Annotated in this window: 21 protein-coding genes; 11 read left to right on the plus strand and 10 right to left on the minus strand. The window is 67.2% G+C overall.

Annotated features, from left to right (window positions below; translation table 11 throughout):
* Positions 1 to 19 precede the first annotated feature (19 nt).
* From KY493_RS07915 to KY493_RS07945, 7 genes are all read right to left on the minus strand, one after another.
* Positions 20 to 1,399 (minus strand): PQQ-like beta-propeller repeat protein, encoded by a 1,380-nt coding sequence (locus KY493_RS07915; RefSeq protein ID WP_219895879.1) that lies wholly within the window; start codon positions 1,397 to 1,399, stop codon positions 20 to 22.
* A gap of 23 nt (positions 1,400 to 1,422) precedes the next feature.
* A complete protein-coding gene (locus tag KY493_RS07920; protein WP_219895881.1) occupies positions 1,423 to 2,208 on the minus strand; it encodes a tetratricopeptide repeat protein in 786 nt (261 codons plus the stop codon).
* Positions 2,209 to 2,287: 79 nt separating this feature from the next.
* Positions 2,288 to 3,124 carry a 3-methyl-2-oxobutanoate hydroxymethyltransferase gene (gene panB, locus KY493_RS07925; protein WP_219895882.1) on the minus strand — a complete coding sequence of 279 codons (837 nt, stop codon included), beginning with the start codon at positions 3,122 to 3,124 and terminating at the stop codon, positions 2,288 to 2,290.
* A 59-nt stretch (positions 3,125 to 3,183) separates the two neighbouring features.
* The gene (locus tag KY493_RS07930) at positions 3,184 to 3,591 is read right to left on the minus strand and encodes a hypothetical protein (protein ID WP_219895884.1); all 408 of its coding nucleotides are present in this window, start codon (positions 3,589 to 3,591) and stop codon (positions 3,184 to 3,186) included.
* Positions 3,581 to 4,138 (minus strand): RNA polymerase sigma factor, encoded by a 558-nt coding sequence (locus KY493_RS07935; protein ID WP_219895887.1) that lies wholly within the window; start codon positions 4,136 to 4,138, stop codon positions 3,581 to 3,583. Before KY493_RS07935 ends, KY493_RS07930 begins: the two co-directional genes overlap by 11 nt.
* A gap of 24 nt (positions 4,139 to 4,162) precedes the next feature.
* Positions 4,163 to 4,558 (minus strand): DUF6249 domain-containing protein, encoded by a 396-nt coding sequence (locus tag KY493_RS07940; RefSeq protein ID WP_219895889.1) that lies wholly within the window; start codon positions 4,556 to 4,558, stop codon positions 4,163 to 4,165.
* Positions 4,559 to 4,683: 125 nt separating this feature from the next.
* The gene (locus KY493_RS07945; protein ID WP_219895891.1) at positions 4,684 to 5,052 is read right to left on the minus strand and encodes an arsenate reductase; all 369 of its coding nucleotides are present in this window, start codon (positions 5,050 to 5,052) and stop codon (positions 4,684 to 4,686) included.
* A gap of 178 nt (positions 5,053 to 5,230) precedes the next feature.
* Between KY493_RS07945 and KY493_RS07950 the strand changes: the two genes are divergently transcribed.
* Positions 5,231 to 6,505: a TadE/TadG family type IV pilus assembly protein gene (locus KY493_RS07950; RefSeq protein ID WP_219895893.1), complete on the plus strand. Its 1,275-nt coding sequence runs from the start codon at positions 5,231 to 5,233 to the stop codon at positions 6,503 to 6,505.
* Positions 6,506 to 6,519: 14 nt separating this feature from the next.
* On the opposite strand, the gene KY493_RS07955 is transcribed toward KY493_RS07950, so the two are convergent.
* Positions 6,520 to 9,147 (minus strand): TonB-dependent receptor domain-containing protein, encoded by a 2,628-nt coding sequence (locus KY493_RS07955; protein WP_255567829.1) that lies wholly within the window; start codon positions 9,145 to 9,147, stop codon positions 6,520 to 6,522.
* A gap of 134 nt (positions 9,148 to 9,281) precedes the next feature.
* Between KY493_RS07955 and KY493_RS07960 the strand changes: the two genes are divergently transcribed.
* On the plus strand, positions 9,282 to 9,881 hold the full coding sequence (locus KY493_RS07960) for an exopolysaccharide biosynthesis protein (RefSeq protein ID WP_219895894.1): 600 nt from the start codon (positions 9,282 to 9,284) through the stop codon (positions 9,879 to 9,881).
* Positions 9,882 to 9,946: 65 nt separating this feature from the next.
* Positions 9,947 to 10,246 (plus strand): hypothetical protein, encoded by a 300-nt coding sequence (locus KY493_RS07965; protein WP_219895896.1) that lies wholly within the window; start codon positions 9,947 to 9,949, stop codon positions 10,244 to 10,246.
* Positions 10,247 to 10,314: 68 nt separating this feature from the next.
* Here KY493_RS07965 and KY493_RS07970 read toward each other — a convergent pair whose 3' ends face one another.
* Positions 10,315 to 11,490: a winged helix-turn-helix domain-containing protein gene (locus KY493_RS07970; RefSeq protein WP_219895898.1), complete on the minus strand. Its 1,176-nt coding sequence runs from the start codon at positions 11,488 to 11,490 to the stop codon at positions 10,315 to 10,317.
* Between the two features lie 11 nt (positions 11,491 to 11,501).
* Positions 11,502 to 11,774, minus strand: a complete 273-nt coding sequence (locus KY493_RS07975) for a hypothetical protein (protein ID WP_219895900.1) — start codon at positions 11,772 to 11,774, stop codon at positions 11,502 to 11,504.
* A gap of 270 nt (positions 11,775 to 12,044) precedes the next feature.
* Here KY493_RS07975 and KY493_RS07980 point away from each other — a divergent pair, with 270 nt between their 5' ends.
* The 8 genes from KY493_RS07980 to KY493_RS08015 all read left to right on the plus strand — a co-directional run bounded on the left by KY493_RS07980 (position 12,045) and on the right by KY493_RS08015 (position 22,116).
* Entirely contained in the window at positions 12,045 to 14,849 is a 2,805-nt protein-coding gene (locus KY493_RS07980; protein ID WP_219895902.1) for a TonB-dependent receptor, read from the plus strand.
* 2 nt (positions 14,850 to 14,851) lie between these two features.
* Positions 14,852 to 16,411, plus strand: a complete 1,560-nt coding sequence (locus tag KY493_RS07985; RefSeq protein ID WP_219895904.1) for an alkaline phosphatase — start codon at positions 14,852 to 14,854, stop codon at positions 16,409 to 16,411.
* Positions 16,412 to 16,419: 8 nt separating this feature from the next.
* On the plus strand, positions 16,420 to 17,253 hold the full coding sequence (locus tag KY493_RS07990; RefSeq protein ID WP_219895905.1) for a hypothetical protein: 834 nt from the start codon (positions 16,420 to 16,422) through the stop codon (positions 17,251 to 17,253).
* 14 nt (positions 17,254 to 17,267) lie between these two features.
* On the plus strand, positions 17,268 to 17,981 hold the full coding sequence (locus KY493_RS07995) for a TetR/AcrR family transcriptional regulator (RefSeq protein ID WP_219895907.1): 714 nt from the start codon (positions 17,268 to 17,270) through the stop codon (positions 17,979 to 17,981).
* A gap of 89 nt (positions 17,982 to 18,070) precedes the next feature.
* Positions 18,071 to 19,492 (plus strand): circularly permuted type 2 ATP-grasp protein, encoded by a 1,422-nt coding sequence (locus KY493_RS08000; protein ID WP_219895909.1) that lies wholly within the window; start codon positions 18,071 to 18,073, stop codon positions 19,490 to 19,492.
* Complete coding sequence (locus KY493_RS08005) at positions 19,492 to 20,430, plus strand: alpha-E domain-containing protein (RefSeq protein WP_219895911.1); 939 nt, start codon at positions 19,492 to 19,494, stop codon at positions 20,428 to 20,430. Before KY493_RS08000 ends, KY493_RS08005 begins: the two co-directional genes overlap by 1 nt.
* Before the next feature lie 3 nt (positions 20,431 to 20,433).
* Positions 20,434 to 21,273 carry a transglutaminase family protein gene (locus tag KY493_RS08010; RefSeq protein ID WP_219895913.1) on the plus strand — a complete coding sequence of 280 codons (840 nt, stop codon included), beginning with the start codon at positions 20,434 to 20,436 and terminating at the stop codon, positions 21,271 to 21,273.
* Positions 21,274 to 21,336: 63 nt separating this feature from the next.
* Positions 21,337 to 22,116, plus strand: a complete 780-nt coding sequence (locus tag KY493_RS08015; RefSeq protein WP_219895915.1) for a peptidase — start codon at positions 21,337 to 21,339, stop codon at positions 22,114 to 22,116.
* Positions 22,117 to 22,240 lie beyond the last annotated feature (124 nt).

Here is a 22,240-nt window from a genome sequence, read left to right on the forward strand (position 1 = left end):
GCTTAGTTTCAGCCGCTCGTCAGCGAATGCAGACGAGTTCGCCGCGATCCGTCACGACATAGAGCGCGCCGTTATAGGCCGACGGCGCGATATAGGCCGGCGCGCCCAGGTTCAGCCGCGACTGCTCCGCGCCCGTCTTGGGATCGAAGGCCACCGCCTCGCCGAACGAGTTGACCATCACCAAGCGGTTGGAGGCCAGGATCGGGCCCGACCAGCTGGGGCGGACCTCCCGGTCGAAGAAGCCCAGGAAGCCGCCTTCGTTGCGCTCGCGCCCCTCGTTCAGTTCGCGCGTCCAGTAGATCTGGCCGGTGTCGCGGTTGGCGACGATCAGCTGACCGCTCTTGGACACGGCGTAGACCACGTCGCCGACGGGCAGCGGGGCGTTCACGCCGGTGACCGGCAGCTGCCATTTCGGCTGGCCCGAGCGCAGATCCAGCGCGGACAGAACGCCCGAATGGCTGACGCCGTAGATCATGCCGCGGCTGACCACCGGACGGCCCGCCACGTCGCGCACCTCGGACAGGGCGCTGGTGCGGCTGGTGCGCGACAGCACCTGCTGCCACACGGCCTGGCCGTTTGCGGCGCGCACCGCGACCAGTTCGCCGGACGAGAAGGGCGCGATCACAGTGTCGCCGCTGACCGCGGGGCTCGAGGCGCGCATGATCCGCGCCGGCTCGGCGATGCCGCGATAGGCCCAGGCCTGGGCGCCGGTGTTGACGTCAAAGGCGAACAGCTGGCTGTCCACGTCGATGGCGTAGACGCGGTTGCCGACAACGGTGGGCGCGCCGTGGATCGGCGAGTCAACGGTGGTGCGCCACAGGACCGCACCGGTGTTGGCGTCCAGCGCCGTCATGACGCGGTAGCCGGAGGAGACGAACACCTTGCCAGCAGCATAGGCCACGCCGCCGCCGAAGCCGCCGCGCGCCAGGCCTTCCGGCTTGATGTCGGTGCGCCACAGGATTTCGCCGCTGTCAGCCGACACGGCCGCGACCGTCGAATCGCCGTCCAGGGTGAACAGCTTGCCGTCGGAGGCGACGACCGGCGCCATCACCGTGCCGGGCACCTGCGATCCCTGGCCGATGCTGCGCCGCCAGGCGACCTGGAAGTTCGGAGCGGCAATGACGTGCTCGACCAGGTTCTCGGGCGTGCCCCCGGGCTGCGCCCAAGCCGTGACCGCCTGAGGTCCCGGCAGAAAGAAGTCGCGGCCCGACAGGGCGGCGGACGGCGCCAGCTGCTGCTCGAACTCCAGCACCGAGATGCGCTGGCCCTCGGTCGCGGTGGCCGCCGGCTCGTCGCTGCGACCCAGGCCGAACGGCAGGTTGCGGCGCACCGTGCCGCACGCGGCCAGGGTGACGGCCACGCCGCAGACCAGCGCGACCTTGAGGGCTCGGGAAGTCATCGAAGGCGTCCTGTCGGAAATCGTCACTGTTGCGGCGTAGCCTGAACCGGCGCGCCTGCCGGAGCGCCTTGAGTGGGCGCGCCCTGTCCGGGAGCCGTCTGGGGCTGCGCCTGCGGCGCGGGCGCCGTCGCGGCGGCCCGGACGATGGCGGGCAGCGAACCGGCCGTTCCCGCATCGATCATGGCGATGGCGGCCTGGGCGCGTTGGCGCACCGGCTCGGGCACGTCCTGGCCGAGTTGCAGCTGCACAAAGGCGGTCCGGGCGGGCGCAACCTGGCCGTTCTGCAGACGCGCCATGGCCAGGGCTTCCTGGGCAAAGGCGCGCAAGGGACGATCGTCGCCGGTCAGCGGCTCCAGCCGGGTTTCGACCTCGGCCAGGGGCGCGGTGTCCATGGCCAGGAAGGCCGCCTTCAGCGCGGCGGGATCGGACAGGATCGGATCACGCGAAGCCTTCGCCGCCCCGTCGAACAGCCGAATGGCCTCGGGGATGTTGTTGGCCGTGACGGCGAGGCCAGCCTGCTGCTGCAGCGCCAGCGACTTGTAGGCGCCGTTGCCTTCGCGCGCGGCCTCTTCAAAGGCGGTGCGGGCGCCGGCCGGGTTCTCGGCGCGCAGCGCCTCCATGCCGCGATCATAGGCGGCCGACGCCTTGTCGGCCTTGCCCGTCTGGAAGCTCTGCCAGCCCCACCAAGCCAGCGCCGCGATCAGGGCGAGCAGCAGAAGACCGGCGACGATGGGTCCCCAGGTGCGGAACAGCCGCTTGTAGCGGTCGGAGCGAAGCTCCCCCTCGACCTGCTCGAAGACATCAACCACGAGAAACGCGCCCCAAAACCTGAAAGGATCGAACCGGCGCGGACCCTAGAGGGTCGGCCCCGACGCCGCAACGCAAGCGCTACGGCGAAGCCGGCTTTTTGGAGAAGTAGGTTTCGACTTCGGCAGGAAAACGGCGGCCCTTCACATCGGCCGCATAGTCGGCGGTCGCCCGGTCGATTTCGCCTCGCAGATCGGCGTATTTGCGCACGAACTTCGGCGTCCAGTCGAACAGGCCCAGCATGTCTGGCGTCACCAGAATCTGTCCATCGCAGGCGGCCGAGGCGCCGATGCCGACAGTGGGGACAGACACGGCCTCGGTGATATCGCGCGCCAGCCCTTCGGCCACGCCTTCGATGACGATGGAGAAGGCGCCGGCGTCCGCGGTCGCTTCCGCCTCGGCGATGACGCGCAGTCGCTCCTCTTCCGTGCGACCCTTGGCCTTGAAGGCGCCGTCGGTCAGCACCGCCTGGGGGCGCAGGCCGACGTGGCCCATGACCGGAATGCCGCGCTGGACCAGATAGGAAATGGTCTCGGGCACCGTGGGTCCGCTTTCGAGCTTCACGGCCTGGGCTCCCGTTTCCTTCATCATCCGGGCGCAGTTCCCGTAGGCGACTTCCTTGCCGCCTTCGTAGGAGCCAAAGGGCATGTCGACCACCACCATGGCGCGGCGCGATCCGCGCATCACCGCCTGGCCATGCAGGATCATCATCTCCATGGTCACGCCGACGGTGTTGGGCAGGCCATGGACCACCATGCCGACGCTGTCGCCGACCAGCAGCAGGTCGCAATGGGCATCCAGCAGGGCCGCCGTCGGCGCGTCATAGGCGGTCAGGCAGACGATGGGCTCTGCGCCCTTGCGGGCCTGAATGTCCGGCGCCGCGATGCGACGAACGGTCTGCTGAACCTGGCTGGACATGCGCTCACTCCTGGAAGCCAGCCGCTCAGATAGGCGCGCCCAGCCCCCGCGTCACGCCCCTAGAGGTCCTGCGACAGGCGAACGGCGCCGGCGGCCAGCAGGGCGAACAGGGCCCCGGCCGTGATCCAGAACATCTGCATGCCGCCCGTGCTCATCAGGTCGATGGACGACAGACCCAAGCCGTCCAGCCCAGACTGCACCGCGCCCTGAGCCGTGACGCCGGCCGCCTGCACCCCTTGCGTCAGGGCGGTCGTGTCGGTCTCGGCGCCGCTGAAGTTCAGGTGCACGCTTTCGCGCACCGCGACGCATCCGCCCACAACGCCGGCCAGGGTCAGGGCAAAGGCCCTCGCCCGCGACGAGCGTGTCAGTCGCGTCTCGACTTGAGCCGCGAACAGTTCAGTGTCGACGAGCGGAGGCTGTCGGGCGAACAGGCGCTCGATGGCGGGATCGAATTCATCAGCCGACATGCGCCGACCTCCCGAGTGCATCCGTTCGCGGATCGAGCCGCGCGCGGAGTTTATCCAGACCACGTTTGACATGAGATTTCACCGTTCCGAGCGGCAGATTCATGGCCGAGGCGATCTCCAGGTGACTGAGCCCCGCGCCGTGGCACAGGGAGACGCACAGGCGCTCGGTCTCGCTCAGCGTCTTCAGCGCCTCGTCCAGGTCCATCAGCCCGGCGGTGTCGAACGTCGGCGCCGCGTCCTCCGTCTCGACCTCGGCGACGTAGCGCGCTTCGTGCGCCCGGCGCTTCAGGTACAAGCGCGCGGCGATCCGCTTAATCCAGCCGACGAAAGGGCCCTCAGCGCGGAACTCGCCGCACCGCTGGAACGCCTGCAAGAAGGCGTCCTGGGCGATGTCGTCCGCCAGCGACGCTTCGGCCCCCATCCGGCGCAGCAGCCCCCGCACCGCCGAGCCATGACGGCGCACCAGTTCGCCGAACTCTCGCCTGCCGCCCGCCGCCGCCTGGGCGGCGAGCTCGTTGTCGTGCAGGTTACGCAACGGCTGTTTCATGACGGTCCCCTCCCCGGCCGCCGCTCAGTCCCTGTTCTTGTTGAAGAAGCTCAGGACGATGAAGGCGATGCCGATGGTGATGGGGATGCAGGCGACGCCCAGCAGACCGCCGTGGAAATCCTGATCCCATCCGCCGATGAGTTCGTTCACGGCCGCGAAGGCGGCCAGGCCGACGCCGGTCGCCAGCCACAACACGCCCCGGCGCAGGTCCCGTGTGCGCGACGGCAGGCTGCGCTGCACGTCCTTGGTCATGGCGTCGACGAGTTCGGCCGGCAACGGCTGGCCCTTGTCGATGGCCGAACGCACCGTCAGCTGCATCTCCTTCTTCTCGCGGCTCTTCAGATAGCTCGGACCCACGACAATGGCGGTGATGGTGCCGAAGACGGCGAAAATGGCGAAGATCGGAATGAAGTCTTCCACGATGATACCCCTTTGATCCTTATGGCCCAGCTTGCTGCCGAGGCCTTCTGATCACAAGAGGCGGCCAGACGCGCCCGTGGATGCGCGGCCGGAGGTGAAACTTTCGTAAGGCGACGCTTGGCCGCTCAGACGCCGAACGCCGCGGCGTAGATCTCCGGCTTGAACCCGACCAGCCGCCGACCGCCAAGGTCCAGCACCGGTCGCTTGATCATCGACGGCTGGTTCAGCATCAGCGCGATGGCCCTGTCCCGATCCAAGTCGACCCGCGCCTCTTCCGGCAGCTTGCGAAAGGTCGTTCCCGCCCGGTTCAAGACCGTCTCCCACCCATGCTCATCGACCCATTGCTCCAGCGCGGCTTGGTCCACACCCTCCTTCTTGTAGTCGTGAAAGACCGGGGAGACGCCGTGCTGCTCGAGCCAGACGCGCGCCTTCTTGACCGTGTCGCAGTTGGGAATGCCGTAGAGGTGCGGGGTCGTCGTGGTGATCGTGCTCATGGAGCGTCTATGCCGCCAGGGGCCGGTTCCCGCCAGAGGGTGGCACGTCGCGTCCCAAACGGCACAGCGAAACCGCGCCTTAAGGCTTGTGCCGTAATGCCTGGAGCGGATCGATGAATCCGGAGCCGTCTACGAGGTTAGGCCTTGCCGCTGGGAACTGGGCCGATGCCGCGCGAACATGCTGATGCGTAAGCGGCTGAAAGGGCGAACCGACCGACGCGCCGTTGCGCCACTGCGCCTGTTTCGGGACGTGGTCGAGGACAGTCGTGGCAACATCGCCCTGAAGTTCGCCCTGCTCGGTCCGGTTCTGGCCCTGATCGCCATCGGTGCCATAGACGTTGCGAGCGTCCATTCGGCGGACAGTCGGCTGCAGGATCTGGCGGACGCCTCGGCGCTGGCGGGCGCCTCGGAGCTGGCGCTGGCGATCGACGGGGCGGCGGCGGTCCAGCGGGCGAACGCCATGGTCGACGCCGGGCTGGGGAACTGGCCCCAGGCGCCGCGGGTGCAAAAAGCGATCGAGGTCTTGGACCACAACGGTCAGCGGGTTCTTCAGGTGCACCTGTCTGCCAACCGCACCTCGTTCTTCGTCAATCTGCTGCCGCCCGGCGGCTGGAACTTCGAAGCCCTGGCGCGCGGGTCGGCACTCAGCCGTACGCCTCTGTGCGTCCTCGGCTTCAACCAGACCGACTCGGCCGTCATTCGCGTCAAGGACAGCGCCCGCATCCAGGCGCCCGCCTGCATGGTGCATTCCAACCGCGACATCCTGGTCGAAGGCGGCAACATCAACGCCTCGGCGGTTCAGGCGGTGCGAAGCGCCCGCGGCAGCATCTTTCCCGTGGCGGGCACGGGCGCGGAGGTGATCCCGGACCCGTTCGCCACCCTGAACCTCGGCAAGGAGAAGATCTGCAGCACCATGTTGCCGCGCCTCTTCGGCACGGGGACGCAAAGCTTGGCCGCTGGCGTCCACTGCGGCGGCGTTACCGTGTTCGGCAGCGCCAAACTGACGTTGAAACCCGGCGAGCACTGGTTCCTGGGTGGACACCTCGACGTCAAGGAAGACGCCCGGCTCCTTGGCGACGACGTGGTGCTGATGTTCGACAAGGCGTCCAAGTTCGACTTCAAGGACAAGGCGCAGGTCAACCTGAACGGCCGCCAGACGGGGACGTGGGCCGGCATGGTGATGATCGCCACGCGCGACAACACCCAGGACTTCATCATCTCCGCCGACAACGTCGACACCTTGCAGGGCGTGATCTATGTGCCGCGCGCCAAGCTGATCGTCGAAGGCAAGTCCGATGTGGCGCGAGACACGCCCTGGACGGTGGTCGTGGCGCGCGCGCTGGAGCTGAAGGGCTCGGCCTCCCTGTTCATCAACGCCAACTATCAATCCTCGAACGTCCCCGTGCCGGACGGCGTCGGACCGTCGTCCGGCCCCGTCAAGCTGGTTCAGTAAGGGGGGCGAGCGCCTCAGAACCGCCGGCTCAGCCCCACGGTGAACACCCGCCCGCGAGGGTCGGCCACGACAGGATCGTAGCCGAGGGCGAACTGGGCCAGCGGCGGATCGCGGTCGGCCAGATTGACCACGCCGAGGCTCAGCGTCAGGTCCTCGCCCAATGTGCGGCTGGCGGACAGATCGACCGTGGTCTGCGATCCGATGCGAGCATCGGTGATACCGCTGCGATCATTGCTGTAGCCAGAGGTATAATGGGCCAGCCCCGTGGCCGACCAGGCGCCGAGCGCCCAGGACAGGGCGAACTCGCCCCGATTGCGCGGCAGCGACCGTCCAATGGTGTTCAGGTTGGTGGAGCCGACCCCCGACGTCGCCACGGCGCCCGGCGTCAGGCGGATGTCGTAGCGATCGACATAGGTCCAGGTCGCCGACGCGCCGAGGCGGCCGACGTCGGTCTCGCGGTCATAGCGGGCGGCGAAGTCCAGCCCCTCCGTCTCGATTGAGGAGGCGTTGACGAAGTTCAGCGCCACGAATGTCAGGGTTCCGGCCGCATCGCGACGCACGCGGGTCTGGGCGTCCGTGCCGGTGAGGCCGGCGCGGTCGTCGGCGGCGGCTTGGTCGATCAGGCCCTGCGCCGTCTCCTTGACCACCAGGTTCTCGTAGTCGAAGCGCCAGGCGTCCAGCGACAGCTGCAGCCCCTCGAGCGGACGCCAGGCGACACCCAGGTTCCAGTTCTCGGAGTCCTCCGGCTCCAGGTTCGGATCGCCATAGGTGACGGTGTTGACGAAGACGAATGCGCCGCGATCCAGCACCGACGGCTGCGACGCCTGTGCGCCCTGTCGCACATAGACGGACGGCGAGCGGAAGCCCTGTGCATAGGAGGCGCGCAACGTCACGGGATCGATCGGCGTCCAGGACGCGGCGACCTTGGGACTGAGGCGGTCGGCGCCGCCTTCGCTTTCGTAGCGGGCGGCGAGTTGCGCCTCGAAGCGGGCGCCCAGACGCAGGCGGCCTTCGGCGAACACGGCTCCGGCGTCCTCATGGCCCTCGAAGTCGGGCGACACGCCGGCGGTCAGCAGCTCGCCCGAGTTGGCCAGATCGCTCCAGTCCTGGCGATAGCCGCTGCGGCGCGCCTGGACCCCGATGGCGAGGTCCAATGCGCCGCCGTCCCACCGCGCCGCCTCCCCGCTGGTCAGCGCATCCACGGTCCACAGACTGGCCGAGCCGCGCAGGCCCGTGTAGCCGGTCAGGCTGTCGATCAGCGCCGCGTCATTTGACGTGCCCGTTCCCAGATAGGCGCTGCCGAACGGGTTGAAGTAGCGGCAGTCCCCGACGCCGGGCGTGCCCGTGGCCGGATCGCACCCTGCGCCGCCCAGCCCGTTCAGTGCGTTCTGAAGCGCTGATCCGATCACGTCGGGCTTGTTGTAGAACACCGTCTGGCGGCTGAAGGTCGAGGACAGGCTCCAGTCCCATCCACTGGCCAAGGTCCCGTCCAGCGCGCCCGCGATCCGGCGGGTGTCATAGTCGAACACCGCGCTCGAGGCGCCGGCCTCGGCGCCCAGCAGCCGGCCCCGGAACAGCACGTCCTCGCCAAACGGATTGTCGGGGTGGCTGGCCGGCACGATCACCGTGCGCGCCAGGATCGGCAGCGACGGCGACTGTCGCACCCAGGTCTGGTTGCGCGACCAGGCCGCCTCAAGCGACAGGTCTATGTTCCCGGCCAGCGGTCGCCGCCACGTGGCGAACAGCTGCATGCGGTCCTCTTCCGGAACCAGGTCGAAGAAGTCCGAATAGTCGAGGCGGCAGAAGGTGTCCGCCGCTCCGGTGCGATAGGCCGAGCCGAACGCCGGGTTGTCGCAGTCCGGGTCCGGTGAAAATGCGCGCGTGCTGGCCCGGAAGTAGGAGCCCGGCTGACCGTAGCTCGTCACCGCCGTCCAGGGCGCCAAGCCATAGGTCTCAGCCTGGGTGAAGTCCCGGTCGTCCGAGCCCAGCGACGAGCGGTGATAGAACGACCCCGCCAGCACCAACGGCCCGCCCAGCACCTCGCCCCCGCCGATCGCCTCCAGCGTCGTCTCGTCAGAACCGTCGGCGGCCGCGTAGCGGACGCGGACCTCGGGGCGTTCCACGTCCTGGCGCGTCACGAAGTTGACCACGCCCGCGACGGCATCCGACCCATAGGTGGCGGAGGCGCCGTCCTTCAGCACGTCCACCCATTGCAAAGCAATCAGAGGAACCAGAGAGTTGATGTCCACGAACGACGAGCCGTCGGTGGCGGTCACGGCGCTGGCGGTCTGGCGCCGCCCATTCACTAGCACCAGGGTCGAGCCGAGGCCCAGATTGCGCAGGTTGAACTGGGCCGTGCCCGAACTCTGCGGCTGATTCAACTGATCAACCTGCGCTTCCGAGCCGGAGTTGGCCGCGACCAGCCGCACCAGGCCGGACGCATCAAGCACGCCGGCCGCCTCGAGCGTGACGCGTTCGACCGTCTCGACCGGCGTCGCCGCGCTTTCGCCCCGGATCAGCGATCCGGTGACCACCACGTCGTCCAGCGCCGCAGCGTGCCCCGCTGCATCCTGCGCGTGCGACACAGATGGGACCATGGCCAGCGAAGCGGCGGCTCCGAGCAGGGCGGCGCGCAAGGTCATGTTCAAGCTCAGGCTGTTCAGGGGACGAACCTTCTAGCGCCGCACCGTCACGCTAGAAAGTCGTATCGTGGCATAGGCTGGGGACTGTTGCCGCTCCTGTGCGTTGTCAGCATGGGCGAACACGATGGACGCAGATGGCCGAAGCCGACCAGAACAAGCCGCAGAACCTTGAAACCCTGCTGGACGAACTCGAACAGGCCGCCGATGGCAAGGACAAGGTTCCACTGAAGGACGTGCACGAGGCGATCGGCGAACGCTCTTTCGGTCCGCTGCTGCTGGCCGCCGGGCTCGCTGCGCTGACGCCGCTGGGGGTCATTCCCGGCCTGCCGACCGCCTTCGCCATCATCGTGGTGCTGATCGCGGGCCAACTGGTGATCGGGCGCGACCGGTTCTGGATTCCGCGACGCCTGCGCGAACATTCCGTCGGCGCCGATCGGCTGAACAAGGCCGTAAGCTGGTTGCGCAAGCCCGCGCGGGTCATCGACCGCTTCGTCAAGCCGCGCCTGCGCGTCTTCACGCAGGCGGGCTTCACACGGGTGGTGGCGGTGATCTGCGTGGTGATCGCCTTCGCCATTCCACCGCTGGAACTGCTGCCCTTCGCCGTCGTCGCCCCCGCTTCCGCCATCGCCGCGTTCGGACTGGGCCTGACGGCTCGGGACGGGCTGCTGGTGCTGATCGCGCTGATCGCCAGCACGATCAGCCTCGCCCTTCTGGGGATGGTGCTGCTTCAATAGAAGCATTCATCCCTCGGCCCCGTCCGTTAGTGCATCCTGAGCACCCCATCAGAGGCGATCAAATCGTGCCAAAGCCCCCCAAGACGCCCCCGCCCGCCCCGATCCGTCACCGCGCTTCCGAAGCTCCGCCGCTGGCGGATGCGGCGACGCCTTCGCCGGCGCGAGCAAGCGATGCCCGACGGATCGAACCGCAGCGCGACGACTCCTTGCTGGTGGAAGCCGAGGTCGGTCCGGCGTCTCTGAAGGTCGAGGTCAAGCACACGCCTGCAGGGCTGCTGGCGCTCGGCGCCTGCGTAACCTCCATCCTGCTGGGCGCGGCCGCCATTGTCTGGGTCTCGACCAGTCCCGCGCGCCGACGCATTTAGCACGACCGGGCTACCTCCTCTCCAACCTCGAGCAGGCCTGTTTCTCTCACTGCCGCTTTAGTGATATTTCAAGTCCTATCGATCCGCCTCTGCTGCGTCACATCCTGCAAACCGAGCCAACCGGCCATCCGGCGAAGCTCGCCCCACAGTCGCTCAACCGTCTCCGCAGGCGCTCCTGGCTCGAGATGGACGCTCAGGACGCGCAGGAGACCGGCCTGACGGTCGGCCTTGAGGTCGACCCGCGCGACGATGGCGCCGTCCATAAGGAAGGGCAGCACATAGTAGCCGTGCACACGCCTGTGGGCTGGGGTATAGATTTCCAGTCGATGGGAAAAGCTGAACAGCCGCTCCGCCCGATCGCGTTTCCAAACCAGCGGGTCGAAGGGCGAAAGCAGAGCCTCGCCGCCCAGGCGCCGGCCCTGCCGCGCATCCTGGTGCAGGTAGGCCGGCTGAGACCAGCCCTCGACCTGGACGGCCGACAGAACTCCCGCATCCGTCAGGTCGCTGATCGCCGCGCGCGCGTCTTCCGGTGAAAGCCGGAAGTAGTCCCTCAGGTCGCCGGACGTGGCTATGCCGAGCGCGCGCGCCGAGCGTTCCACCAACAGGCGCTTGGCGTCGCGGGGCGCCGGCGTCGGGGCCTCCACGATCCGGCGCGGCAGCGCGCGCTCTGTCAGGTCATAGATCCGTTCAAAGCTGCCGCGTCGATGGGTCGAGGCGACGAACCCCGACCAGAACAGCCACTCCAGCGCCTGCTTCGCGTCGCTCCACTCCCACATGCCCTTGCGGGCGGGCCGACCACCGAGATCGGAAGCCGCGAGCGGTCCCTCCGCGGCGATGCGGTCGAGCAGGGCTTCGGCCTCGCCTCGACGCTCGGTTGCGAAGGGCTGGAGGCGCGACCAAACCCCCTGTCCGCGCGCGGCGTCGGCCATGCGCCAGCGGAGCAGCGGGTGGAAGTCGATCGGAAGCAGCGACGCCTCATGGGCCCAGTACTCAAACAGCCGGCGCGGCAGGCGCGCGACTTCCGTATCCAGCAGTTCGCGCGAATAGGGTCCCAGCCGCGAGTAGAGCGGCATGTAGTGCGCACGCACGAGGACATTGACGCTGTCGACCTGAAGAAGGTTAAGCCGTGCGATCGTGTTTGCGATCCGCAGGCGATCAACCTCGCCGCCCTTTCGAAAGCGGTTGAATCCTTGAGCCGCGAGCGCAACGCGGCGGGTTTCGGCGAGCGTGAGAACGTCCTTCAAGATGCACCGACCTAAGCGACAGATCCTTGAGGCTTATCCGAGGTCGCCGGACGGGTCGTCACGATCTCGGACGACACGAACACGCTACGGCTGGATGTCCGGCTCATGGTTCGGGCGTGGCCGGCGATCGCCTCCTCCGCACGGTCCTGATTGATGGTGAAACCTGTCAGAAAACGCAGAAAGCCATTGATCCGGTAATGAACGCGCCAAGCGAAGTCGTAGGGGCGCATCGCCCGCTTTCGAACAACATGGCCGTCAGGAAACCGCGCCTCGTAGTGCTGCACGCAAAGAACCTCCATGTCACGGGTGAGCCGGCAGATACGGTCTGTGCCGTCTCGGGGTTGCACGCTCGCCTCGGCGGCGCCCGCGACCGGCTCGGATCTGTACAGCCTCCCTCGACGGCCCTCCACGAGGGTTGGGCGCGAGCCAGCCCCGGCGCGCAGGACAGCTTCACAAGAGTGACAGGGAACACATACACGCCCGTCACCGGGAGCATTTAGGTCAGTCACTGACACGAACGGTTCCATCTCCGTCGTGCCTGCAGGGGACAGACAGTGAGCATTTCTCGATATTTCGGCGCGCGCCGGTTCCGTCTTGGGGCGGCGGCGCTCGCAGGCACGAGCCTGATGGCCTTGGCTGCAGCGGTTCAGGCCGGGGAAGTCCGGGGACGTGTGATCGACGCCAACACCGGCGCCCTACTGGAAGGCGCGGCCCTCCAGATCCTCGAGAACGGCCGCCAGTCGACATCCGATCGCTCCGGCGGCTTCGCGGTCGCGGACCTCGCAGCCGGTCAGTACACGGTGATCGCGCGGTACACTGGCTACCAGCCGGTGACACAGACCGTTGTCGTTGATCAGGACGGCGTGGTGCCGATCGAGCTTCGCCTCGGCGGCGAACTGACCGGCACAGAGCTGGGCGACATCGTCGTGACGGGAGCCCGTGCGGCCCAGGCCCGAGCCCTGCAGGTCAAGAGAACGGCGCCCACCATCATCGAGGCGCTCTCGGCCGATGACGTCGGCAAGCTGCCTGACGCCAACGCCGCCGACGCCGTCCAGCGCCTGCCCGGCGTATCGATCTCCATCGACCAGGGTGAAGGGCGCTACGTCATCGTGCGCGGCGTCGACAGCAATTTGAACAACGTCACGGTCAACGGTCAGATTTTCCCGGGACCGGAAGGCGGCTCCCGGCGCGTGGCGTTGGACACCTTTCCGTCCGACATCATTTCGCGCGTCGAGATCGTCAAGGCGCTGACGCCCGACATGGATGCGAACGCGGTCGGCGGCTCGATCAATCTGGTGACGGCCAGCGCTTTCGACCGTCCGGGCGGCTTCGGCTACGGCTCGGCGACCGTTGGCTACAACGATAAGAGCGGAAACACGCCGTACAGCGCGAACTTGTCCTGGGGACGGTTGTTCGGGTCGGCCGATCAGTTCGGCGTGGTTCTGGGTCTCAGCCACTCATTCCGGGACTATGAGTCCGACACCATCGAAGGCGGCGGCTACCGACCGGTGAACGGGCAGATCCTGCCGGACAGCCAGGTCTTCCGCGACTACTCGATCGAACGTCAGCGCACCGGCGTGGTGGCCAACTTCGAGTGGAAACCGAACGACGAATGGCGCCTGTTCGCCAACAACACCTTCACCCGCTACGCAGACGACGAGGAACGCGACAGCCTGACGGTTCAGTACGCCTTGGGAACCCTGACCAACGCCACCCCGACCAGTGGCCAATACTCCGGCGGCCGGGGCACGATCGAACTTCGCAGCCGCAAGGTTGTTCAGACGCTGTACAATCTCTCGGCCGGCGCCCGGTATGCGGCAGGGCCATGGACCCTGGACCTCAACGGCGTCTATGCGGACGCCGCCGAGGACACGCCACGTCGCATAGACTGGGAATTCCGCTCCGCCACCAACGCCTTCCCCAACACTTATTCAGCGAGCGGCCCGTTCCTCGACATCCGGTCGCCGAACCTGCAGGACCCGGCGCGTTATCCGTTTCGCCGCGTGCGCCGCCGCACCGACGATGTGCAGGAAGACACTTATTCGCTGGGCTTCGATCTTCGCTATGACCTGGACCAGGCGTCCAACTTCCTGAAGGCCGGCGCACGTTACGTCCAGCGCGACAAGTCCTGGGACCGCCAGAACACCAATTTCACAGGCACGCGAACGCCCTTTCTCCTGTCGGCGGTGTCCGGCCGCGGGCCGGACGACTTCTTCGACGACCGGTTCTCCTTTGGCCCCGTGGTGGACTTCCCTGCGGCCGAGGCGGTGTTCCGCGACAACCTCGCCAACTTCATCCCCGACCCGGCGACTACAGTCACGGACTCGCTCGTCACGGATTTCGACGTCGAGGAGAAGGTGGCCGCGGGATACGGCATGGCCAGCGCGGAGTTGCGCGGGGTGACGGTGATCGCCGGCGTCCGGGTGGAACATACGGACGCCGATTATTCCGCCTACGATCTGCAGCGTCTCGGCGGCGTTCTGACGGGCACGCCCCTGCGCGACGGCGGTACGCGCTACACCAACGTCTTGCCCAGCGTGCACCTGCGCGCCGAACCGATGGAGGATCTGGTCCTTCGCGCCGCCTGGTCGAACACGATCGGCAGGCCGAACTACACCGACATCGTGCCGCGCCGCGACTTCAACTTCGATGAAACGTCCGCGGGCGTGTTCCGGGGCTCGATCAGCGAAGGCAACCCCGACCTCAAGCCCTTCGAGTCCATGAACCTGGACTTTTCAGCGGAATACTACCTGACGCCGGCCGGGATCATATCGCTGGGCCTGTTCTACAAGGACATCGAAAACCCGATCTACAACCGCACGATCGATCAGACGAACACCACGATCGATGGGCAGTTCTTCTCGTTGCTCACCACCACTCGGCCCGAGAATGCGGCCAGCGGCACGATCAGGGGCATCGAGTTGAACTACCAGCAGCAGTTCACCTCCCTGCCCTCTCCCTTCGACGGCCTGGGCCTGTCGGCGAACGGCACATTGACGGGCAGCTCGACCGAACTGTTTGGCCGCACGGACGACATTCCGTTCTTCCGTCAGTCCGATACGCTGGGCAATGTCGCCCTTTTCTATGAGAAGTACGGCTTGTCGGCTCGCCTCGCCCTGGCTCACCGCAGCGGATACCTGGAAGCGCTCAACGCGCCGGGCCTCGACCTCTATGTGGCCGATCGCAACCAGCTCGATTTCAAGGCCTCATACCGCCTGCGCGAAGGGATCGAGGTCTTTGGTTCCATACTGAACATCAACGACGAGCCGCTCGAGACCTATCTCGGAGACGAGAGCCGGGTGTCTTCGCGGGAAATCTACTCCTGGTCGGCGTCGGCCGGCGTAAGCTTCAGGTTCTGATCGTGTCGGAAGCCCTCTCCCGTCGCCGCCTGCTTCAGGGCGCCGCCGTCGCCGCCGGCTGTGCGCTTGCCCCCGTGTCGCTGGACGGGCTGCTCAGCGCCCGCGCCGGCGTCGGCGACTATCCGTTTACGCTCGGCGTCGCCTCCGGCGATCCCTTGCCCGACGGGTTCGTGATCTGGAGCCGTCTCGCGCCTCGGCCCTTGCAAGGCGATGGCGGCATGCCGGCTCGACCGGTCCAGGTCCGCTGGATCGTGGCCGAGGACGCCCGACTGTCGCGGGTCGTCGCCTCGGGCGAGACCTTCGCCCAGCCGACGGCCGGGCACTCGATCCACGTCGAAGTCGAGGGACTGCGACCCGGCCGCGAGTACTGGTACCGCTTCACCGCGGGCGGCGAGGCCAGTCCGGTCGGACGCGCGTGTACGACGCCGCCGGCCGGCGCGTCCGTCGATCGGCTCCGGGCCTGCTTCACCTCGTGCCAGAAGTACGAGGCCGGCTTCTACGCCGGCTATCGCCACCTGGCGGCGGAGAACCCCGACCTGATCCTGTTCCTGGGCGACTACATCTACGAAGGCGACCCCGGCAGTCGCAACGCCGTGCGCCTGCACCAGAACCCGGAGCCGACCGACATCGGCGGTTATCGGGTACGCTACGCCACCTACAAGTCGGACCCGCTGCTGCAAGCCGCGCACGCCGTCGCACCCTGGCTGGTGCTGTGGGACGATCATGAGGTGGTCAACGACTATGGCGGCGATCGCGACGGCGACGTCGATCCCGCACTGTTTCTTCGCAGGCGCGCCGCCGCATACCAGGCCTACTTCGAACACATGCCGCTGCGCCGCACGGCCTTGCCGGTCGGCCCATCGATGTTGCTGCACCGCGCCGTCGACTGGGGCGCGCTGGCCCAGTTCCAGCTGATCGACGACCGCCAGCACCGCGACGCCGCGCCGTGCGCCCAGCCCGGTCAATCCGGCAAGCTGATCGCCGACTGCGACGCCCGGCGAGATCCTGCCCGCTCGATCCTGGGCGAACGTCAGGAGGCCTGGCTGATGGACACGCTTGACCGCACGCCCGCCCGCTGGAACCTGCTCACGCAGCAGACCCTGTTCGGCCCCTTGGAACTGCGCGATCCCGCAAATCTGAGCGAAGTGCGGTTCTCGAACGATGGGTGGGACGGCTATCCCGCCACGCGCGAACGGATCATCGCGCGCTGGATCGACGCCGGAACGCAAAACCCCCTGGTGCTGGGCGGCGACATTCACGCCTTCGCCTCAGGCTCGGTGCGCCGGAACGGCGACGGTCCGGTGGTGGCCAGCGAGTTCGTGGGGGGCTCGATGACGTCGCTCGGCATGGATGCGGCCCTTGCCCGGCGGGTGCAGGCCTTGAACCCACGCCTGGAGGTCTATGAGACAGGTCGGCGGGGCTACGGTCGCCTGGACTTGACGCCCGGCCGGGCCGAGATCGCCTTCCGCGCCCTGGACGATGCACGTGACGCCGAATCCGGATTGTCGACGCTGAACGCCTTTGTCATCGAGAACGGCCGCCCCGGCGCGGTCGCGGCCTGAGGTCCGCCATGCTCATTTCCGCCGTTTGGGCTCTCGCCCTGATGTCTGAACCTGCCGCACCGCCGCCCACGCTTGCGCCCGCCGAAAAGGTCAGGCGGATTCCCGCCGACGAAGCGCGCCAGGGCGTCGCGGTCGATGCGGATCACCTGTATGCGATCGATAACACGCGCATCGGCAAGTACGACAAGCGCACGGGCCGCAAGGTCGCGGAATGGACCGGGGACCCAGCGCTGTTTCCCCACCTGAACAGCTGCGCCGTTATCGAAACCCGGTTGGTGTGCGCCTCATCCAACTATCCGGCCACCCCCATGACCAGTTCGGTCGAGGTCTTCGACCCCGCCTCCCTGACGCATGTCGGCACGGTCTCGCTGGGTCCAGGAACCGGTTCGCTGACCTGGGTGACTCGGAAGGACGGCTTCTGGTGGGCGACCTTCGCCAACTATGACGATCGGGGCGGCGATGCCGGCCGCGACCACAAGAGCACGGTCCTGGTCCGCTTCGACGACGAATGGCGGCGAACATCCGCCTGGCTGTTTCCTGAGACGGTGCTGGCCCGCTTCGCGCCGAAAAGCAGTTCGGGCGGCGTCTGGGGTCCCGACGGCCGTCTTTATGTGACCGGCCACGACGCTCGGGAGATCTACGTCCTGGCCCTGCCCGAGGCGGGCGGCGTTTTGCGCCATGTCGCGACCATGCCCGCGGCCGCGCCCGGACAGGCGATCGCATGGGACGAGGCCCAGGGCCGCATCTGGGGCATAGACCGCGCCCGGCGAGAACTGATCGAAATGGCTCCATCGCCGTGTCCATACCCTAGCCGGATGCGCGTGCCGGCCGGCGCCTGTTGATATCTGATGATCCGATGAGCGACACTCTAGCGCCGACGAGGGCCGGCGCCCCGACGCCGGGATCACGCGCCGACGCCAAGATGCGGACGCGCTTCGAGATTCGATCCGCCGCCGTGGAACTGTTTCGCGAGCAGGGCTTCAACAGCGTCACCACCGAACAGATCGCCGCTCGCGTGGGCGTCACCCAGCGCACCCTGTTCCGCCATTTCAAGACCAAGGACGCCATCCTGTTCGACGGCGACACCATCGTCGAGTACTACGCCGAAACACTGGGCCGGCATCTTCCGGACAATCCGCCGATCGAGGCGCTACGCCGCGCCTTCATGGACACGGCGGCGAGCTATGACCGGAATGCCGATCTTTTCCGCGCCAATCATGAAGTCATTCTGCAATCGGAACTGCTCCAGGCCTTTGCCCGCCAGCGGACCAGCCGCATCGACGACCTGATCGCGCTCGCGCTTGATGGGCATCGCGTCCTGGCCAACCCCCTGCCCGTCCCCACCCTCGCCGCCCGCGTGGCGGCCGCGACGTGCATGGGCTATGTCCGCGCCCTCATGGACGCCTGGCTCGAGGGAAAGATCAGCGGCCCCATGGTCGGCCTCGCGCAACGGATCTGGCCGCGGGCGGAGGCGCTTCTTCTCCAATGTCGGCTCGACGTCGACGATCGTGAGAGCGGCGGCCGATCCGACACCCGGGCATTTTCCCAGCCGCGCCAACGCCAGGGTTGATCCGACCATCTTCCCCTCGCTGCAACAAATGTGTTGCGAAGGCGCTTTGGCTGCGTTCAGTCTGCAAAGGTTGATCGCAGCGGGGGCGGATGACGAAGGCGTTTGACGAAATGACCGGCGGCGGATCTCAAGAGGTCCGCGACAGCTACCGAGCCCTTGGGGCCTGGCTGGAACAGGCGCCGCCGGACCTTCTTCGGGCGCGTTCGCGCCAGGCGGAGCTGTTCTTCCGCCGCATGGGCGTAACCTTCGCCGTGCACGGGGACGCCGAGTCCAATGAACGCCTGATCCCGTTCGACGTCGTGCCCCGCATTATCGATGCGGCGGAATGGGCGCTGCTTGAGAAAGGACTGAAGCAGCGCGTGACCGCGCTCAACGCCTTCCTGCGCGACATCTATGGACCTCAGGAATGCCTCAGGGCCGGCGTCGTCCCGACCGATCTCATCCTGACCAATCCGCAATACCGGCCTGAGATCCAGGGGCGTCGACCACCCGGCGACGTATGGTGTCACATCGCCGGGATTGATCTTGTCCGCACGGGCGAGGACGGCTTCTACGTGCTGGAGGACAATGTCCGCACGCCCAGCGGCGTCTCCTACATGCTGGAGAACCGCGAAATGATGATGCGGCTGTTCCCCGACCTGTTCGCGGAATATCGGGTCCGACCGGTAGACGCATATACCGACAGCCTGCTGCGATCACTGCAGGCCTCGGCTCCGGCGACGGCCGGGGCGGACCCCACCATCGTCGTGCTGACGCCGGGTCCCTTCAACTCGGCCTACTATGAGCACAGCTTTCTCGCCGACAAGCTGGGCGTGGAGCTGATCCAAGGCGGCGACCTGTTCGTCAATGACGACACCGTCTTCATGCGGACGACCGAAGGCCCCAAGCGTGTCGATGTCATCTATCGCCGCATCGACGACGACTTCCTGGATCCCCTGACCTTCAGGCCGGACTCGACAGTGGGCGTGCCTGGGCTCATGGCCGCCTATCATGCGGGACGCGTCACCCTGGCCAACGCCGTCGGAACGGGCGTGGCCGACGACAAGGCGGTCTACACCTACATGCCGGAGATCATCCGCTTCTTCACAGGCGAGGAGGCTCTGCTGAAGAACGTTCCGACCTGGCGGTGTCGCGAGCCCGAGGCGTTGAAGGCGGTGCTGGGCCAGCTGGACCAGCTGGTGGTCAAGGAGGTCGGCGGCTCAGGCGGCTACGGCATGCTGGTCGGCCCGGCGGCGACAAAGAGCGAGATCGAGGACTTCCGCGCCAGACTGATCGCCGATCCGGACGACTTCATCGCCCAACCGACTCTGAGCCTCTCGACCGCGCCCACTCTTGACGGTGGCGGGCTGGCCGCGCGTCACGTCGATCTTCGCCCCTTTGTGCTGACCAGTCCCGCCGGGACCCGGGTGACGCCGGGCGGCCTGACGCGTGTGGCGCTGAAGCCGGGCTCGCTGGTGGTGAACTCCAGCCAGGGCGGCGGGACCAAGGATACCTGGGTGCTGAACGACTGATGCTATCCCGGACCGCCGACAATCTCTACTGGGCTGGCCGCTACATGGAGCGGGCCGATTTCCTCGCGCGTATCCTCGAGGCGGCCATTCGGCTGGCCGCCCTGCCGGCGAGAGACGAGGCCGCCGTGACCGCCTGGGCGAGCGCGATTGCGTCCTCGGGCGTGAAGGGCGCCTTTGACGCCGCAGGCCGTACGCCGTCGGAGACGTCGGTGCGCGAGTTCCTGGCCTTCGGCGGCGATAACCCCACCTCTATCAAGGCCTGCATCACCCGCGCCCGCACCAACGCCCGCTCGGTCCGCACAGCCCTGACGGTTGAACTCTGGGAGGCGATCAACGGCGCCTGGAACGGCCTGAACGAGATCGGCGAACCCAGCCGCCGCGATGATTTCGTCAACTTCCTCGATTTCGTGAAGTCGACCGCCCTGGCGGTCGAGGGCGCTACGTCGCGGACCATGCTGCGCAACGACGCCTACTGGTTCCTCCGCCTGGGCATGGCGATCGAGCGGGCCGACAACACCGCCCGTCTGCTGGACGTCAAATATCATCTGCTGCTGCCGCCGGGCGAGCGGATCGGGGGGCAGTTGGACTATTTCCAGTGGGAGACCCTGCTTCGGGAGGTTTCCGCCCTGACCGCCTACCGCTGGGTCTATCGTGAGTCCGTGCGTCCCTGGCTGGTGGCCGACCTGCTGCTGCTGAACCGGCAGATGCCGCGCTCTCTGGCCAGTTGCCAGGGCATGATCGTCAGCTATCTGGAGCGGCTGGCGGCGGACTATGGTCGGCGTGGCCCGGCCCAGCGTCTCGCTTCGGCCCGCCTCGCGCGGTTCAACGAGGCGCGCATCGAGGACATCTTCCAATCGGGCCTGCACGAGTACATCCAGGCCTTTCTGAACGAGAACAACGCGCTGGGCGCGGCGATCCACGAGCAATATCTGGTCTGACCCATGCGGATACGGATCGATCACACGACACGATACGGCTATGCCCGCGCGGCGCGCTTCATCGTGCAGGTGCTGCGGCTGACGCCGCGCTCCTGTGACGGGCAGCAGGTCAGGGAATGGCGCATCGAGACCGACGTCGATGCGCGTCTGCGCCGGACCGAGGACGCCTTCGGCAACATCGTCCACAACCTTTATACCGAGCGCCCGACAGACTCGCTGACCCTGCGTGTCACAGGCGAGGTGTCCACCATCGACACCGGCGGCGTTCTGCGCGGGCAGTTCGAGAAGCTGCCCGCGCCCGTCTTCCTGCGCGAGACGCCGCTGACGCGACCAGATGCGGCGCTGATCGACTATGCGCGCGCAACGGGCGGCGGTCGAACGCTGGAGCGACTGCATGGCCTGATGGCGGCCATTCATCGGGACGTTGCGTTTGAGGTGGGCGCCACCTCCGCCGCCAATTCGGCCGCCGAGGCTTTTGGCCTGAGACGCGGCGTCTGTCAGGATCACGCCCAGATCTTCATTGCCTGCGCCCGGCGCCTGGGCGTGCCCGCCCGCTACGTGTCCGGTCACCTGTGCCGTTCGGACGGCCAGCACCAGCAGGAGGCGGCGCACGCCTGGGCGGAGGCCTATGTCGAGGACCTGGGCTGGATCGGCTTTGATCCCGCCAACGGGGTCTGCCCCACCGACCACTATGTCCGCGTCGCGATCGGACTGGACGCCCTGGGCGCCGCGCCGATCCGAGGCACGAGCTACGGCGGGGGCGCTGAGCGCCTGTCCGTCGCCCTGCATGTGCGGCCCGTGCAACAGAAGCAGCAACAACATCAGGCCAAGGGCTGGTCGTGATCGTCATGCCGCGCGAATCTGATAGCGTCAGGCGATCCTCATCGCGGGGAGCGAAGAGCAGTCATGACCTATTGCGTTGGCATGCTGGTGGACGAGGGATTGGCGATGATCGCCGACACCCGCACCAATGCGGGCGTGGACAACGTCTCCTCCTATCGCAAGCTGCACATTTGCAAGACGCCGGGCGAGCGAGTTCTGGCGGTCTGCACCGCCGGAAACCTGTCGGCGACCCAGACGGCCCTGGCGATGGTGGCCGAAGGGGTGAAGCTGCCCGACTCCGACGGGGCTGAAACCCTGGAGACCGCGCCGACCCTTTTTCGCGCAGCGCAGATCCTCGGCCACGCCCTGGCGACCGTGCGCGCGACCCTCAACACGCCGCCGACACCCACCGCCGACGGCCTGAACGTCAACGCTTCCATGCTGCTGGGCGGCCAGATCGGGGGCGGCAAGATGGGGCTGTACCTCATCTATGGACAGGGCAACTTCATCGAGTGCGGGTCTGATACGCCCTACCTGCAGATTGGTGAGTTGAAGTACGGCAAGCCGATCCTGGATCGGGCGCTGCGCGCCGGCACGCCCCTGTCCGAGGCGGTAAAGCTCGGGCTGATCTCCTTTGACTCGACCATTCGCTCCAATATTGCCGTCGGGCCGCCCTTGGATCTCATCATCATGCCCCGCGGCAAGCTGGTCGGCATGGAGCGGCGGATAGACTCGGAGGACGCCTACTTCCGCGACCTGGGTCGCCGCTGGTCGGAAGCCATGGCCACAGCCCATCGCGCCATGCCCAACCCGACCTGGCTGAACGATGCGGCGTCCTTACAGGTGAACGCCCCATTCGGCTGACCGGCTCTCCAGTCTGCCGTCCGCCTTCAGGAAGACTGTCGGCGACCGGCTCGGGACTTCAGTGATGCGCCGCTTGTGCTCCACTGCGCCGACGACGGGACAGCCGTGGCCGCATGGCGTAGAA

The sequence above is a fragment of the Brevundimonas sp. PAMC22021 genome (assembly GCF_019443405.1).
Taxonomy (GTDB): domain Bacteria; phylum Pseudomonadota; class Alphaproteobacteria; order Caulobacterales; family Caulobacteraceae; genus Brevundimonas.